Here is a 15857-nt window from a genome sequence, read left to right on the forward strand (position 1 = left end):
TCGATCCATTTTAGTTACAGGAGGAAATGCAAATGAAAGTCCAAAAAACAGCGAGCACCTTATTATTAATTCTAGGGTTTACCCTGTACTTTGCCGTAAATGAACCTCAGTCCGCTTATGCCATGCATATTATGGAGGGTTTTCTTCCCTTGGGTTGGGCAATTTTTTGGTGGGTTTTGTTCTTGCCGTTCTTTATATTGGGGCTGCGGGCGTTGATCAGAATAACAAAGGAAACACCCGAGTTGAAAATTATGCTGGGCTTAGCCGGCGCGTTTACATTCGTCCTTTCGGCGCTTAAGATCCCGTCGGTTACAGGCAGCAGCTCGCATCCGACCGGGACCGGTCTCGGAGCGGTTATGTTTGGGGCGCTGCCTATGAGCGTGCTTGGCTCCATCGTCTTGTTATTCCAGGCTTTGCTGCTCGCGCACGGTGGCTTAACCACATTGGGGGCCAACGCTTTCTCGATGGCTGTCATTGGACCGATCATTGGCTATACCGTTTATAAAGGAATGATGAAGTCGACGGGGAAGCAGAAGCTGGCTATTTTTACGGCTGCCGCATCGGCCGATTTATCCACCTATGTCGTCACTTCCATCCAAATGGCATTAGCGTTTCCGGCGGAGAGCGGCGGGATCCTGGTCTCTTTTGTTAAGTTCGGCGGCATATTTGCACTAACTCAAATCCCTTTAGCGATAAGTGAAGGTATTCTGACCGTATTGATTTGGAACTGGCTGCAAACCTACAGCTCGGAGGAGCTGTCCGTACTGCAGCGTAAAATGAAAGGAGCAAATCAATCATGACAAATCGAAGCAAAAATATATTGATGTTACTGGCTGTGATCCTGCTCGCTGTTCTCCCCCTGCTCTTCGTCAATGGTGACTTTGGCGGAGCAGACGATGCCGCGGAGCAAGCGATCGCCGAGCTTAGCCCCTCCTACCGGCCATGGTTTTCATCGCTGTTTGAGCTTCCTTCCGAAACCGAAAGCATGTTGTTCGCGCTGCAGGCAGCTATTGGAGCCGGCTTTATCGGTTATGTGATTGGATGGTTTAAAGGCAAATCCAAAGCCCAATGATCAAGATAATTGACACACTTTCATACAAGAATAAGCTAAGAAATGTGTCTCCCTTGTGGAAGTGTACATTCGCAGCTTTGTTGTTTATCCTCTCCTACCTATCGCATCCTTTCGTACAATTCGCCATTATGAGCTGGATGTGTATATGGACGGTCATATACGCCCGTATCCCTGTCAAATATTATTTCGTATTGATAGGTGTACCATGTTTGTTTTATGCGGCTAGTCTGCCGGCCATCATCCTCGAGATTGAGCCGCTCGGTGAAGCTCTTCCCATGGCTTCGAAGTCGATTCTATTCGTCATTGCCCATTGGGCGGTCAGTGTCACCGAAACTGGAATTTGGAAGGCGGGCCATCTTTTCGCTCGTGTTGCGGCTTGTTTATCCTGTCTCACTTTCGTAACGCTTACGATCCCGACTACGGAGCTGTTTCAAGTTTTGAAAAAGCTGCGCATGCCCTCTTTAGTCCTGGAATTGATGCTGATCATGTACCGGTTCCTCTTTTTGCTTCTGGATACCGCCTCTACCATGTACAAAGCTCAATTAACGCGCGGAGGGCATGCAAACTTTCGAAGCAAGCTTACTGACATGTCCGTCTTGATCGTAAGACTGTTCGATAAAACGATGCACCGTTACAAGGGACTATCATACGGACTCACCGCAAGGGGATTTACGGAGGAAATTCAGATGGCACCGTATGCCGCGAAGCCGATGCCGCCCCGCTATAACTGGGAAGGCCGCATAGGTATCGTGATCCTGGTGCTTATTGAAATATGGTTCCGATGGAGGGAAACGGTATGAAATCGATTCTGGAAGCGCGTAGCGTAAGCTTTAGCTATCCGGGCAGTGAACATGAAGCTCTCTGCGGCCTGACCATGTGCATACCGGCTGGAAAGAAGATCGCCATTTGCGGACACAACGGCTGCGGAAAATCCACCTTTTTCCTCCACGCTGTCGGCATTCACAGACCTGTCAGCGGGGAGCTATTGTGGAACGGCTCCCCTATCGTTTATCATCCCGCAGGTCTGAAACAGCTCAGACAACAAATCGGATTGGTATTTCAGGACCCTGAACACCAGCTCATTTTGAATACGCCTTTTGAAGATGTTTCGTACGGTCTCCGCAATGCCGGAATGCCGGAACAAGAAATAAGCGTACGTACGCAAAATATGCTTGCAAGCATGAACCTCGGGCATTTGGCGGGCACGCCTATCCATCACTTAAGTCTGGGTCAAAAAAAGCGTGTCGCCCTCGCAGGAGTTCTGGCTCTGGAACCTGAGCTTCTCTTGCTGGACGAGCCCACAGCTTACCTGGATCGTGTTTCCGAGCATAAATTGGTGGAAGAATTGAACCGCATTCATGCAAATGGCATTACAATCGTGATGGCTACGCATGATATGAATTTGGCCTATTCGTGGGCTGATTGGGTCTTCGTCATGGATCAAGGGAAATGTTTGGCGGAAGGACCTCCGTCTGAGGTGTTTGCCAGGGAGGAACAGATTCTTTCTCTCGGTATGGAGCTTCCCTTACTGCTTGAATTATGGAAGGCTCTGCCCAAAACAGTACGTATGGAGGCATTGCCTCCGCGAAGCTTAGCCGAGTTTAAGCTGCTCATGGAAAAAATGCAATAAGACTCAACATAAATTCTGCGTCATCAATCAAATCACTGTACAGTACAAAACGGAGCGTCGACGGATTTATTTCTTCCGTTAAACGCTCCGTTTTTTTATCTGCGAACCTCTTGTTTATTGCAATTTGAATGCGGCTATGGCTCTGTTCAAATCCAAGGCCAGCTGAGCGAGCGATTGGGACGTCGACCCCGTTTCCTCGCTGAAGGCTGCCGCTTCCGGCCAGTTGGCCGATAACTCTTCAAGCGGACAATGTACACCAATGTAGAATGTTTTTATGTTACACTAAGTATGATCAACACGGCCAGAAGAAAGACTCGGACCAAGGAGACACCCTTCCAAATGAAGAAATGGTACACCATCGGCATGTATATCGTGCTCCTACTCATTGTCTATATATTCAAGGATGAAATTTTGCATTGGATGCAGTATGGGGATGCGCCCGTTCTGCTTATTTTTGCGGCTGCTCTCGGTTTTATTATCGTACCGGTCATTCCTTACAAAATAGTTATCGGCATGCTCGGGTTTATGTACGGTCCTTTGCTGGGCGCTTTGATCAGTTGGACCGCTGCTTCTGTCGCGTCTGTCATTGTTTTTTGGCTGGCACGTTACTTGTTTCAAAAGCAAGGCCGTGCTTACTTGTCCAAGTACGAGAAGCTGGAAAAGCTCCAAGCCGCTATTGAAAAAAATCCGTTCCTGACTATTTTATTGGCTCGATTGATCCCGGTTATCCCTCAGGCTGTCGTTAATGTCATTCCTGCCATTACTTCCATTCCGGTCGTTACATTCGCCGTCGCGTCCGCACTGGGCAAAATTCCTGCCATGCTCCTGTTTGCGTTCATCGGCAGCAATCTGTTTGCCGGCACCAGCAAGCTCGTTTTGTCCGTCGGCGTGTATGTTCTTTTTTTGGCGTCCGTCTACGTCGTCTACCGCGTCTGGCTCAAGAAGCGGCTGCTTTAGCAGCTTTGCTTCGGGCCAATTTTTGGTGTTGAACTGTCGTAACCCGGCAGTGTCCGTCGGGAATGATATAAAGTTCTTGTCAGTTGTTAATTTGCTCCAAGAAAAACGACAAAAAAAAGACCCGGAGCCATGCACCAAGTCTTTCTCCCCACGAATTTTACGCCAAATTGATATCCCTGATTTTTTTCAAATCTATCTTCGGCTGCCGGTATTCCGTGAGCAAACCGTTAATTTCCTGCTGCACATCGGTCGTCTGCGTGTAGCAGTAACCGCAAACATAAGGCACGTCTTTGATCGCTTGCGTAATTTCTCGATACCGCCGCAAAAATTCTTCCTCCGACTGCACCATACTGCCGTAACCCCAGCCTTTTCCGCCCTTGAAGGCAATACCCCCGTACTCACTGATGATAATCGGCTGTCCCTTGTATTCATACCCCCCGGCAAAAGCCAGTCTATGCTTGCTGAAGGAGCGCTCGTTACGTACGATCGGCTCCTTGTCCCGGTAACGGGAAGCGAACTTCTCTCCAAACTCCTCGTAATCGTGTAGAGTAAGAATGTCCGAAACCGTGTGCTCCCATCCGTCGTTCACGACGACCGGCCTTGTCGCATCGAGCGACTTCGTCAAATGATAAATCGCCTCCGTAAATGCCTGCTGTTTACGGTCCGTAAATACTTGAGGAATTCCCCACGACTCATTGAAAGGGACCCACGTGATTATGCACGGATGATTGTAGTGCTGGCGGACGATATCCGCCCATTCCTGTGTAAAGCTGCGCACCGCTTCATCGGAATACTCATAGGTAGCCGCCATCTCTGACCAGACGAGCAGTCCTTTCCGATCGCACCAATACAGAAATCTCGGGTCTTCGATTTTCTGATGCTTCCTCACGCCATTGAAGCCCATCTCGAGGGTCTTGTCGATGTCCTCGATGATCGCTTCTTCGGACGGAGGCGTCAGAAGGCTTTCAGGCCAATAACCTTGATCAAGCAGCAATCGCTGATACAACGGCCGGTTGTTCAAATAGATGAACCCGTTCTCGATCGATATTTTCCGCATGCCGAAATACGAGGTAACCCGATCGACCGGCTTGTCGCCGTCGTACAAAACAAACTCCACGTCATACAGGTTCGGCTGACCCGGCTGCCACAGCATGACCCTCCACTCGTGAATGTCGCTTGTTATGTCGAGGCTCAAGCTGATCGTTTCTCGGTCGGCGACGGCGGATACATGCTTCACGGGCTTCCCCTGGAACGAAATAGCGGTTTCGACGCGAAGACGAGGTCCTGCCGAACCGTTAATTCGATATTGGAAGTGGACCGAGAGGGTATCGATGTCCGGCGTTATTTTCACATCCCTAATGCTCGTGTCGTTAACGAATTCCAGCCATGCGGTCTGCCAAATGCCTGTCGTTTGAGTATACCAGCAGCCGTAGTTTTCATCCCTCCATCGTTGCTTGCCCCTCGGCTGGAAGCAGCTCAGGCTGTCTTCGATTTTTACCACGATCGTCTGTTCGTTCGCATAATCACCCAGCGCCTGCGTAATGTCGAACGAAAAGGCGGCATACCCTCCTTCATGCAGGCCGATAAACCTGCCGTTAACCCATACTTTAGTCCGGTAATCCGCCGCCTGGAAATGGAGGACCGTTCTCTTGTCCTTATACCTCTCAGAAAGCGTTACTTTCTTCTGATACCATATGTTGCTATGATGCGCCTCTTCCCCGATACCGCTTGCTTTGCTCTCATAGCTGAAAGGAACGATAATCGTACGATCCATCGCAGCCCCGTTAAACCATTGCTGTTGCTCGCCCAGGTTGCCGTCGTCAAAACGGAAATCCCACTCCCCGTTCAAATTCATCCAATCCGCTCGGACAAACTGCGGTCTCGGGTATTCCTGCCGTACAGCCTTGTTCTCTTTACTCATGTCAATAACGCCTCCTCTTATCCTTTAATTCCGCTGAAGCTGATCCCTTTGACAATTTGTTTCTCAAACAGCAAGAACGCAATGATGACGGGGATGGAAGCGATAGCGTTAACCGTCATGGGGGTTACATAATCCACTGTATAATTCGATAGCAGCGTAGGAATACCGACTGGCAGCGTATATAGCTCCTCGCTTGTGATGGATAAATAAGGCCACAGGAAATTGTTCCACGAACCGATGAAGGTGAAGATGGCAATGGAAGACAGCGCCGGCTTGGCCAGAGGAAGGGCGATATGACTGTAAATTTTGAAGGATCCGCCCCCGTCCATTTTTGCGCTTTCCACAAGCTCCTTGGGGACGCCGTCGAAGAAGCTTTTTAGAATAATAACCCCGAGCGGCGCAGCGATTCCCGGTAAAATAATGCCAAGGTAGCTGTCCAGCAAGTCCATTTCTTTCACCACGGCATATAACGGAATGATCGTCGCTTCTCCGGGGATCATCAAGCCGGCGATAAAAAACAGAAAGATTGCATGTTTGTAACGAAAATCCAATTTCGAGATCGCGAAAGCGGCCAAAGAAGTGAATAGAACGGTCAGTACCGTTTTGATAAGCGCGATAAACAAGCTATTGCCCATCCACCGGAGTATCGGCGTTTTGGCAAGCACGTTGGCGTAATTGTCGAAGGTATAAGGAGGAAGAAACCAATCTATTAATGTTTTGATCGGCGTACCCTCCGTCTTAACGGAGACGAACAGCATCCAAATCACCGGGATTAGAAAGCATACGGCAAGGCTCAAGGCAACCACTAGCAATATTCGCTGCAGCAAAGAGACCGATTTCACCTAAACCTCCTCCTTTGGCCTTAGCTTGAGTTGGATAAAGGAGAGCACGAGCAATATGACAAACAACGCGTAAGACATCGTAGCTGCATAGCCCAAATCGTTATTTTTAAAGCCGGTTTCATATATGTATTGGATGATAGGCCTTGTTTTCGTCCCGGGCCCCCCTCTGGTAATAAGCCAAATTTGCGAGAACACCTTGTAGGAGGCAATGATTTGCAGAAGTAAAATGACCCGGGTGATCGGCGCAAGGAGAGGCAGCGTCACATTCCAGAACAACTGACCGTCCGTCGCTCCGTCAATTGTTCCCGCCTCGTACAAATAATCCGGGATTTCCTGCAAGGAAGCCAGGTACAGAATCATATTGAAGCCGACCGTCCACCATAACGTTACGCCTATAATGGATACCCACGCGAGATTTCTGTCTGCCAGCCAAAACGGCTCCGCCTTACTCCCCATCAGATGAAGCAGAGAATTCACAAAACCCGTGTAAGGCTGCAGCATAAAGATGGCCAAGAAAGAGATAACGGAGACCGATAAAATGCTAGGCAAAAAGAAGCTGCTGCGGAGAAATGTCCGGAACCTCGTTCTCATGTTGGCGAAAAGCGCCAAAACTAAAGCCAGTACAACCATCCCTGGAGTCGATAACAACACGAACAGGGTAGTGTTCCATAATGCCTCCCAAAACTGCCGGTCTTTGAACATAGCCGAATAGTTGGCAAATCCTATATAATCCATCTGTCTAATCAGCGTCCATTGATAGAGGCTCATCTGCAAGCCTTTCAACATAGGATAGACCGTAAACCATGCATAGACGACAAAAAAAGGAAGAAGAAACGGAACAGCCTTTACATCCCCTATCAGTTTCTTGCTCTTCATTGCGCACCTCTCTCACAAGATCCAAAAGAAGCCCGAAGGAAGCCTTCGAGCTTCCGGACGTAAGATTTCGTCAGTCGATTACTTAATGACCACCTTCATTTCCTCCAGCATTTTCTTAAAGGCGTCTTCAGTCGGAACGCTGTTATTCCAGATCGTATCCAAGTTGCGGATGATAACGGTTTTGAGCGCCCAGTTATAGGCCGACGGTTTGTTGAAAGCAACGGTATCTGCCACGGAAACATAATCACTTCGATAAGGCAGCTTCTTGAACTCCGCATCGTCGACGATTTTGGCTTTCGCCGGGATATGTCCGGCCTTAGCCCATACATGACCGTGATCGGCAATATAGTTCATAAAGGCGAGTGCCGCTTTTTGTCTATTTTGATCCGGTTTCTTCTGAATCGGGAGGATCAGCGTATGGGAATCTCCCCACGTAGCCTGCTTGTCGAAAAATTTAGGGATCGGCATGACGCCGAATTCCAGTCCATTCGTCTGCTCCATCGTGCCGGTGTTCCATACTCCCGACATGAAAAATCCCGCATTGCCCGCCTGGAACGATTTAGTGAAATTTTCAAGATTCAGCGGGATGACTTGCTGCTTGTGGTACAAATCTTTAATATAATCGGCTGCTTGAACCGCCTTTGCCATGTCGATCGAAGGCGTTTTCAAATCATCGGCTATCACGTCCTTCCCGCCGAGCTGATGATAAAGCGCCCACCAAAGGCGATATGGATCGTCTCCTTTGCTTGGGAAGGCGAATGCCATCTGGTTGCTTTGCAAACTGGACTTCAGCTTCACAGCGAAATCGACAAAACCTTGCGCAGATTGGGTCATGATCGGTTTACCTTTGTCATCCAGCAAGCCTGCTTGCTTCAGCATCGTTTTGTTATAAAAAAAGACGAAGGGGTGCGTATCGATAGGAATGGCATAATGCTTGCCGTTCAGCATGGTAGCGCTCAAAATGTTTTGATTAAACGTACTCCAATCCTGGTTCGTTACCTTGACTATCGGATCCAGCTCGCTAACGACGCCTTGTTTAATCAGCTCCGGAAGTTTGGACGTATGGGAAACGCCGATATCCGGCCCATTGCCGGATGATACGCCGGTAATTAGCTTGGTGTAATATTCTCCCCATTCCAGCTTCACATTTTTGATCTGGATATTCGGATTTTCTTTGTTAAAGGAATCGATCATCTGCTGCATAAAATCTCCGTCGCCCCCACTGAATAAAGACCAGAACACCAGCTCAACCTTTTCGTTCGAGGAAGGCGGCTTATTGTCCCCTTCCGCGGTTTTTGTGCCGGATGTACAAGCTGCAAGCAAACTAATGACAAGAATCAGCGACAATAACAATGAAAGCCCTTTCTTCAATGAACACACTCCCCTTCATCATAGTGTTCCATTCGCTTCCGAAACATGTTCTTTGTTTCATTACAATATTTATGTAACGATAGGTCAGAGAATGCCATCTATTCTCATTTCGATCAGCTGAGTATCGGGGAAACCATGCGGATGCTATCCGCTTATTTTCATCTGTCGTTGGATCATTTGATACGACATTTTTGTAATGAATGGACAACTTGTATCGCCGCGCAAAAAAGAGACTACCAGCGGTAATCTCTTGAAAACATCCGTATTCACTCTATGTAGGATACTTTCATTTTGATATCCTGATCAAAGTCTCCGAACTGTTTGCCAAACAAGTTAATGCCGCCCTTATGGACTGCATTCGATTTTACCCCTATCTTGAACGTAATAAAATCGCCTTGCGAAAGCTTCAAATCCGCGACGTTAACAGTCGAAATAGGGACATCGTCAATAGAAGACTTGGATTTATCGATTTTCCACGTTTTTAGCATTCCGTACTGCGTGTTGTGTTCGGACCACCAGGCCGGATTCAATTGTCCTCTCCGGTCTCCGAAATCCCCGGGACACGTCCACGTTCCGATTTCCAAGTCATTGACCCATACCGTAATATCCGACGGCCAGTCGTTATCATAGCTTGGAGCTTCCGAGCAAAGCTCCAGGCTGAATTGCAGCGATTCGATCCCGGACTTGTTGGATACTCCAAGCGGAAATTTGTACTGAACATATCCTTTGCGGAACCAGATCAGCTGTGCCGTTGCCCGGTTGGGATGAAAGAAACTGGAGGGGCTATCCTCAGGAATAATCATTTGCAAGGCATTGGCCATCCCGCATGTCGGGTACACCTCGCAATCGACAAACTGCCCTACTGGCATGTCAATTTCGTAGGTCATCCTACCGCTTTGCAAAAAAGTGCCGGGATTCAAGTTAATATGGACGTCATGAAAGCTTCTGCTGCATACTTTCATAACCCCCCGGATGCCGGGCTGTAATTCGGTCAAAATCAGACCGGCCTTTTCCAAGATGCGAATATGAGAGGCGGCCGTCGATACCGGGATTTGGATCGATTCCGCGATCTCAATAATGTTCATGTTTCTCGTATTCAGTAATTGAAGGATGCTGATCCGAACCTCGGAAGACAAAGCGTGAGCGACTTTCGCCAGCTCATCCGGCTTACTTATGTCCAAATTAAGCATAGATACCTAAGGTTGCAGGGAATAACTCAAAATAGCGAGGATGAATGAAGTGACCTGTCCTACCTTTGGTTCCATCATGATCCACAAAAACGGCTTGATCTGTGCGCAAACTAACCCCTCCCTTGTATACTAAGAGCAGCTCAATGATCGGTTTACATAATATCCGATCTTGAGGTGCTTTTTTTAAATGCTGCTCCTTGAAAATTGAATAATGCATCACTTTACTATGGTGGATGTGGACGTAGCCCAAGCGAAGGCGCGGGAGGCTTATGTTTTCACAGCCAACGTAGCAAATTTATTCGACTGGGTGCTTTACGATCCTGGGGTGTCTTTGGGAAAATAGCCAATAGGTGTTACCGACGGGAATGTTCCTTGCCCCCCTGTTGACCTTGCTTTCATGCGGGTTCTTCCAATTTAGAGTGTTCCCTTGGCCTCTTCCGTATTTTCCTACACGCTGACTGTTTCCCGGGCGTTCCCGTCCCTTCCGCATAGCAGAGGAAGGAAAGTGCACCGACGGGCCCCGGTGTATTCCTATAGCTCGCAAGGCTGTTAGCGGAGAGTTTCCCAAGGACATCCCAGGACCGTAAACACCGAGTCCCTTACGAAAGGAGGTGTACCCTATGCCCAGCATCTTATTTGTCGGGATCGATGTAAGCAGCAAGAACAACGTAGTCTGTTGCCTGCCGGAAGGTGATGTCCACAAACCTCTGAGCCGGTTTACCGTCACCAATGATGAACCCGGCGTGATGATCTTTCAGGAGAGGATCAAGGCGCTGATGAGCAAGCACGGGTTGACGCATATTCGTTTCGGACTCGAAGCTACAGGCCCTTTTTCCAGTCATCTGGCCCGTTACTTGCAAAGCGTTCTGACCTTCGAACCTTATGAGCATGCCGTCTACGTCTTCAACCCGAGTCTGATTAAGGAGTTCAAGAAAGCTCACTTTCTGTACGCCCCAAAAAACGACAGGGTAGACGCCTGGTTCATCGCCGCGAAGCTCCGATCCGGTCATCTACCCCGTGCCTACACGTGGAGCGAGTCCATGGCCGCCCTACAGCGCCTGACGAGAACCCGTTTCCACGTTGTACATACTTTGACACGGGAGACCAATTTCCTGCTGACCAACTTATTTTTAAAGTTCAGCAGTTATGCCAGCGGACCTTTCCGGCACAAGACGTCGGCGACCAGCTTGGCTGTCATCGAGGAATTTGCCAGTGTCGAAGACATTATTCACATGTCCGTCGAAGACTTGATGGCCTTTGTGATGGAGCGCGGCCGGAATCAGTTTGAGAACCCGGAGGAAGTGGCTTTGGCGCTGCAAAAAGCGGCGCGCTCCTCCTACCGCCTGCCAAAGGCCATGGCGGATGCTGTCAACTTTGCGATGGCTTCCAACATTCGCATCATCCGATCTTTACAGGAACAAGCCAAATCACTGCAAAAAGCGATTGAAGATCATTTGGCGTCCATTCCGCAGACCCTCACTTCGGTCCCCGGAATGGGCCCCATCTTCGCGGCGGGCATCCTCTCCGAGATCGGAGACATTGGGCGCTTTCCTAGCCATATGAAACTGGCCAAATACGCCGGACTTGCATGGACAGAAAACCAATCGGGTAACTTTAAAGGCGTTGAATCTCGGCTTATTAAGTCCGGCAACCGCTACTTGAAGTATTACTTCACAGAAGCAGCAAAGAGTGTCCAGGTGCACGACACTATATTTGCGCAATATTACAGCCACAAGAAAGCGGAGCCGGCTAAATACGCCGAAAAACGTGCCCTTGCGCTTACAGCTCGTAAGTTGGTGCGGTTGGTCGATCATCTGCTGCGAACCAACCGACTCTACGAACCCCAGGAGGTGATCCGACAAGAAGCTTAGACATAGATCCCTAGAAAAATCCACCTATTTCCATTATTAGACATGGTATTATTTACCATTTGATATAGTGGTAGGGTGGGTCTGATTTGGTGTTGCCTTTTTTCGGGTCACCTCCTAAAAAGGTTCGGAGCGAAAAATGTTATGTTAACAAAGGGGCTTGACATCGTACCGCTGCTCTAATATTATTTAATCCACAATTATGGTAATTCCCCAATTAATTGAATTATCCTTCCCGTCGCTCGGTTAATCGTTGCCCTTTAGCAGCTTTCGTTTCAAATTCATCTAATTTAATCAGGTTCAGTCATACTTCAAACAGTTCCTCTTAAAATCTATCTATATATGAAAATACATCAGGGCAATCGGCTTTTCCCGGCAAACGCCCATGTCTTGTTCAATACTTTCCTCCGACTGGTGCAGCGCCCCGGCCAGTTCAACAAAGTGACACCGCGCTCTTCAAAGTTATGATATTGGTCAAACGCAGTACATGCAGGACTCAGCAGCACAGTGTCACCCGGTGCGGGCCAGCTTGTGCACCTGCGCCACTGCCTCGGCCAGGCCTTCGCAGCGGACAATAGGCGGGCAATTCGGCAATCTGCGCGCCGCTGCCTCGATTTGACTGGCCGCTTCTCCGATCAACAGCAGTACCTTGACACGATCAGGCAGTAGCCTAGCCATCTCGTCAAACGGTACTTTCTTATCTCGCCCGCCCAATTGAATTGTTGTAATAATGTACGCCGCCCACAGTTGCCACCCACTGGTTTCGGTGCTCCACTCCGACGAAGTTGCGTACCGTCTCCAGGATTGCCTCATCTGGCACGGTTCCCCGCACAGCGGTTATGGCAGCCATAACGTTCTCTACGTTATACCAACCCGGCAAACGAATGTCACTGATGGGTAATAGACCGTCGATCACGCCATCACGGACAGTGTGCCCGCCGAAATACTGGGTCCGCCCCCACCCGCGCAGTGCGGCGGTCACCGGATTGTCGCCATTTAGGACGGCAAAGTCGTTTTCACTCTAAAATCCAGCAAGCGGCGCTTGGCGGCGGTATATTCGTCCATGTCGCGGTGCCAGTCAAGGTGATTGGGCGAAAGGTTGGTAATCACCGCCACATCGGGAGAGCGCGTCATATCCATCAGTTGGAAACTAGACAGCTCGATCGCGCACACATCCAGTGGCGACATCTCCCACGCGCGCGAAGTGGCGTTCCAATGTTGCCGCCCAAATGAACCGTACGCCACCCGTCAGCCAGCATGTCTGCAATCAACGACGTGTTGGTGGTCTTACCGTCCGAACCGGTCACTCCGAAAATAGGACAAGGACATAGCGCAAAGAACTCCTCCAACTCACCGGTCACGGCTGCCGCCAGCGTGGGCCGAGTCCAGCGCCGGATGGTCCGACGCATGCCCGGAGTGCGTAACCCACGTCGCCCCCAATGCGATCCAGATAATTCTCCCCCAGTCGTAACTCAACGCGTAGATTGTCCCACTCCTCCGGGGCAGGGCCGGATTGCGGTCGCGTACGGATAACACGCGCCCCTGCCGAGCACAGCATGCGGATCAGCGGCGAATTGCTGACGCCGGCGCCGATAACGGTCACGTCCCGACCGGCCAGCGATCGGACATAGGTGTAAAAAGCAGGATTCATAGGCACCTCCGCTTGGAAAATGTCATTTAATCCAATACACCACATTTTGGAACTAACCTGCCCGTTAGCTCAATCAGCAGCTGACATATCCAATATTACAGCAGCCGTCCTTATCCGGTAGCAGCGATCCATCGGGAGTGTCATTAAGTTCTTGTCATTCAAATTTGACAAGAACTTTATCCTATAAATTAAGAAAGCCGCGATTTACGCGGCAATATAACGAGGTGATGTTCTTGTCACCCGACAATTTCCATTGACATGACAACAAGAACTTAATGACACAACGAGCTCGGCATATTTTTCCAAGTTGATTTCATGCGTATCATACGAACCGGCAGGACCAACAGGGCCGGGGCCTGGGGCCGCTATGCTTCGGAGCGGATCCGCAGAGCATGCCCGCAGCGGGCACAGTAGCGGGCGTGCGGCGGCGACTCCGTGCCGCAAGCAGCGCATACGAGCTGCCGCCTTTCACCGGCGGACGGCTCCGCCTCGGGCTCTCCGGGCCGCTGCGGGTTCAGCGCCGCTAAGGCGTGACGCTCCTCCTTCGCTCCGGAGCGGACGAGGGAGTACAGGAGCAGCAGGCCGGCTGCGCCGACCACAATCATCGACGCGAAGCGCAAGAATCCCTGCGCTCCGTGATAGTCCCACAAAGCGTGCAGCACGACGGCCACGGCCAGCAAACCGGCCGCCAGCAGCAGACCGATAGATTTTGGCAAAGGTTTCATAATATGAAAAAAAAGAAATGTTCATTCCCGTGGATAATGGCAGGAGAATCGTGGACAATCGGGGGGCATGAACAAAGTTTGCTTCAAAGTTCAATGACCGCCGTTTTATACTCCGTTACGACAGGGCGCATTGGGGCTAGCAGCCTGTCAGCCACCTTCCTCATCCGCACATTGTTTTCCAATATTTGAATTACGAGATGCGAGGCATCCGTTTTGCTCACCCTTTGTGCCGATTGGGCAGCTAGCGCAAGCCCCAGTCCATGGTCGCGAAATTTCTCACGAATATACAACACCCTGTATAACAGCGTGTCCGCCAGCTCCCGGTCGATGATCGACCAACCTACGATCTCTTCGTCAAGTTTCAGCACCAAACTGCAGCTGCGCTCGATGATACCTTCTTTGTGAAGCGGCATGTAGTAAGCGTCGAAGCCCGCTTCCTGCAATTGATTCATTTCAGTCAATTCGTCCCGTTTCAGCTCACTCCATGGAATCACCCGGTAGCGGGCGGGCAGCTTGAACCGGTGGATCCATGGACTTTCCCGGCCGGTAAGGATGTCACAGCGGTAGAACCGGCTGTACACCGTGGGCGCTTTCCATCCTGATTTCAGAAGCAACGGCTCCAAGCCTTCAAATTTATTCAATGCGTAGTACTCCACACATGCTTGCTTCAAGTTTTTCCTCCTCAGACACGCCTTAAGCTCCTGCATAAGTGCGGAGGCGATGCCGAGCTTCCGGAATCGTTCGTCCACAAATACCGAGAGCACCCTTGCGGGTTCATCCAGCACAGGGGGATGGACAAGAAGCAGACCGGCGGGCCTGCCTAAGAAGCAAGCTCCAAGCGCGATCAAGTTTGCTTGCTCTTCCGTTTTCGGCTTTATCAGCAAGTCCCTATAGGTACGAAACGTAAAAGGTAGATATGGATCCGCCGTTTCCGGCGCGAGCGTAATGATTTCAAGCAAGGACACGACATTCTCCCTTTCCGAATAAAAAGAAGCCGAGACGTAGATCTCGGCTCCGATTCATAAAAGTATTATCTTTTCTTATCCGTATACCGTGGGAAACCCGGTTCATATTGGATAAATGACGCGAACGTCGTGCCGCCCGCTACATGCTCCAATTCAGCTTCGTCGAGCTCGCGCTCGGCAGCGGTTGAAGGCTTTGCGACCTTCGTCTGCGCCCGAAGCTCACCGTTCTCTTCCATCGAAAATACGATGTCCATGCCCTCGGGCAAGTCCATGCCGGTAAACTCCCGGATGGCCCGCTTTGGCTCGGCCAGCAGCAATGCCAGAAATTGTGCATCCTCCGCTGCCCTCTTACTTATTAATTCAAATTGCTCATCGGCTTTTTCGATCGTCCAACTCATGCACATACCTCCTCATCGGCCTTGATTTCATCATTTCATACAGAACTTATTTCTTCTTCCTTCCTTCCGGATACGGTGGACCGTAAAGAATAAACGCCGAAAACGACGTGCCTCCTGCGACTTGCTCCAATTCCGCGTCATCGAGCTCGCGCTCCACATCGCCGGATGGGGAGTTGATCAGCGTCTTCGCCTGAATCTCTCCGTTCTCATCCTCCGATATAACAATCTCAATCCCCTCAGGCAAATCAAGCCCGGTCAGCTCCCGAACAGCCTGAGTCGGGTTCGCCAGCGCCAACGCCCGAAACTCGGCATCCTCCGCGGCGCGCTGCTTAAATACCTCGAATTGCGCATTAGCTTTCTCAACAGTCCAACTCATGTGTATGCCTCCTTA

At 50.1% G+C, this 15857-nt stretch carries 17 protein-coding genes; 6 read left to right on the top strand and 11 right to left on the bottom strand.

All coding sequences use genetic code 11. The features are described 5' to 3' along the window. Positions 1-32: 32 nt before the first annotated feature. From MYS68_RS11280 to MYS68_RS11300, 5 genes are all read left to right on the top strand, one after another. Positions 33-800 carry an energy-coupling factor ABC transporter permease gene (locus MYS68_RS11280; protein ID WP_248925934.1) on the top strand — a complete coding sequence of 256 codons (768 nt, stop codon included), beginning with the start codon at positions 33-35 and terminating at the stop codon, positions 798-800. Next, positions 797-1072: an energy-coupling factor ABC transporter substrate-binding protein gene (locus MYS68_RS11285; RefSeq protein WP_248925935.1), complete on the top strand. Its 276-nt coding sequence runs from the start codon at positions 797-799 to the stop codon at positions 1070-1072. The genes MYS68_RS11280 and MYS68_RS11285 overlap by 4 nt, the downstream gene beginning before the upstream one ends. Continuing rightward, positions 1069-1872, top strand: a complete 804-nt coding sequence (cbiQ, locus tag MYS68_RS11290) for a cobalt ECF transporter T component CbiQ (protein ID WP_248925936.1) — start codon at positions 1069-1071, stop codon at positions 1870-1872. Before MYS68_RS11285 ends, cbiQ begins: the two co-directional genes overlap by 4 nt. Next, the gene (locus tag MYS68_RS11295; RefSeq protein ID WP_248925937.1) at positions 1869-2702 is read left to right on the top strand and encodes an energy-coupling factor ABC transporter ATP-binding protein; all 834 of its coding nucleotides are present in this window, start codon (positions 1869-1871) and stop codon (positions 2700-2702) included. The genes cbiQ and MYS68_RS11295 overlap by 4 nt, the downstream gene beginning before the upstream one ends. Before the next feature lie 339 nt (positions 2703-3041). Further along, positions 3042-3659 carry a TVP38/TMEM64 family protein gene (locus MYS68_RS11300; RefSeq protein WP_248925938.1) on the top strand — a complete coding sequence of 206 codons (618 nt, stop codon included), beginning with the start codon at positions 3042-3044 and terminating at the stop codon, positions 3657-3659. A gap of 157 nt (positions 3660-3816) precedes the next feature. Here the strand turns inward: MYS68_RS11300 and MYS68_RS11305 are convergent, their stop codons facing one another. The 5 genes from MYS68_RS11305 to MYS68_RS11325 form a co-directional block, all read right to left on the bottom strand. Further along, positions 3817-5580 (bottom strand): glycoside hydrolase family 2 protein, encoded by a 1764-nt coding sequence (locus MYS68_RS11305; RefSeq protein WP_248925939.1) that lies wholly within the window; start codon positions 5578-5580, stop codon positions 3817-3819. Between the two features lie 17 nt (positions 5581-5597). After that, complete coding sequence (locus MYS68_RS11310) at positions 5598-6422, bottom strand: carbohydrate ABC transporter permease (protein ID WP_248925940.1); 825 nt, start codon at positions 6420-6422, stop codon at positions 5598-5600. Next, a complete protein-coding gene (locus MYS68_RS11315) occupies positions 6423-7298 on the bottom strand; it encodes a carbohydrate ABC transporter permease (protein ID WP_248925941.1) in 876 nt (291 codons plus the stop codon). A gap of 78 nt (positions 7299-7376) precedes the next feature. Further along, positions 7377-8669, bottom strand: coding sequence for an ABC transporter substrate-binding protein (locus MYS68_RS11320; RefSeq protein ID WP_248925942.1), 1293 nt, complete (start codon positions 8667-8669; stop codon positions 7377-7379). A gap of 266 nt (positions 8670-8935) precedes the next feature. Then, positions 8936-9859 (bottom strand): ArsR/SmtB family transcription factor, encoded by a 924-nt coding sequence (locus MYS68_RS11325; RefSeq protein WP_248925943.1) that lies wholly within the window; start codon positions 9857-9859, stop codon positions 8936-8938. A 620-nt stretch (positions 9860-10479) separates the two neighbouring features. On the opposite strand from MYS68_RS11325, the gene MYS68_RS11330 reads away from it, so the two are divergent. Next, entirely contained in the window at positions 10480-11730 is a 1251-nt protein-coding gene (locus tag MYS68_RS11330) for an IS110 family RNA-guided transposase (protein ID WP_248925944.1), read from the top strand. Between the two features lie 507 nt (positions 11731-12237). Here the strand turns inward: MYS68_RS11330 and MYS68_RS11335 are convergent. From MYS68_RS11335 to MYS68_RS11360, 6 genes are all read right to left on the bottom strand, one after another. Continuing rightward, on the bottom strand, positions 12238-12405 hold the full coding sequence (locus MYS68_RS11335) for a hypothetical protein (RefSeq protein WP_248925945.1): 168 nt from the start codon (positions 12403-12405) through the stop codon (positions 12238-12240). A gap of 318 nt (positions 12406-12723) precedes the next feature. Beyond that, positions 12724-12915, bottom strand: coding sequence for a Mur ligase family protein (locus tag MYS68_RS11340; RefSeq protein ID WP_275983457.1), 192 nt, complete (start codon positions 12913-12915; stop codon positions 12724-12726). 828 nt (positions 12916-13743) lie between these two features. Continuing rightward, the gene (locus MYS68_RS11345; RefSeq protein ID WP_248925946.1) at positions 13744-14094 is read right to left on the bottom strand and encodes a hypothetical protein; all 351 of its coding nucleotides are present in this window, start codon (positions 14092-14094) and stop codon (positions 13744-13746) included. 92 nt (positions 14095-14186) lie between these two features. Continuing rightward, a complete protein-coding gene (locus MYS68_RS11350) occupies positions 14187-15068 on the bottom strand; it encodes a GNAT family N-acetyltransferase (RefSeq protein ID WP_248925947.1) in 882 nt (293 codons plus the stop codon). Between the two features lie 65 nt (positions 15069-15133). Next, complete coding sequence (locus MYS68_RS11355) at positions 15134-15466, bottom strand: hypothetical protein (protein WP_248925948.1); 333 nt, start codon at positions 15464-15466, stop codon at positions 15134-15136. Between the two features lie 46 nt (positions 15467-15512). Continuing rightward, on the bottom strand, positions 15513-15842 hold the full coding sequence (locus MYS68_RS11360; protein WP_248925949.1) for a hypothetical protein: 330 nt from the start codon (positions 15840-15842) through the stop codon (positions 15513-15515). Positions 15843-15857: the final 15 nt, after the last annotated feature.

It is taken from the genome of Paenibacillus hamazuiensis, assembly GCF_023276405.1.
GTDB lineage: Bacteria > Bacillota > Bacilli > Paenibacillales > NBRC-103111 > Paenibacillus_AF > Paenibacillus_AF hamazuiensis.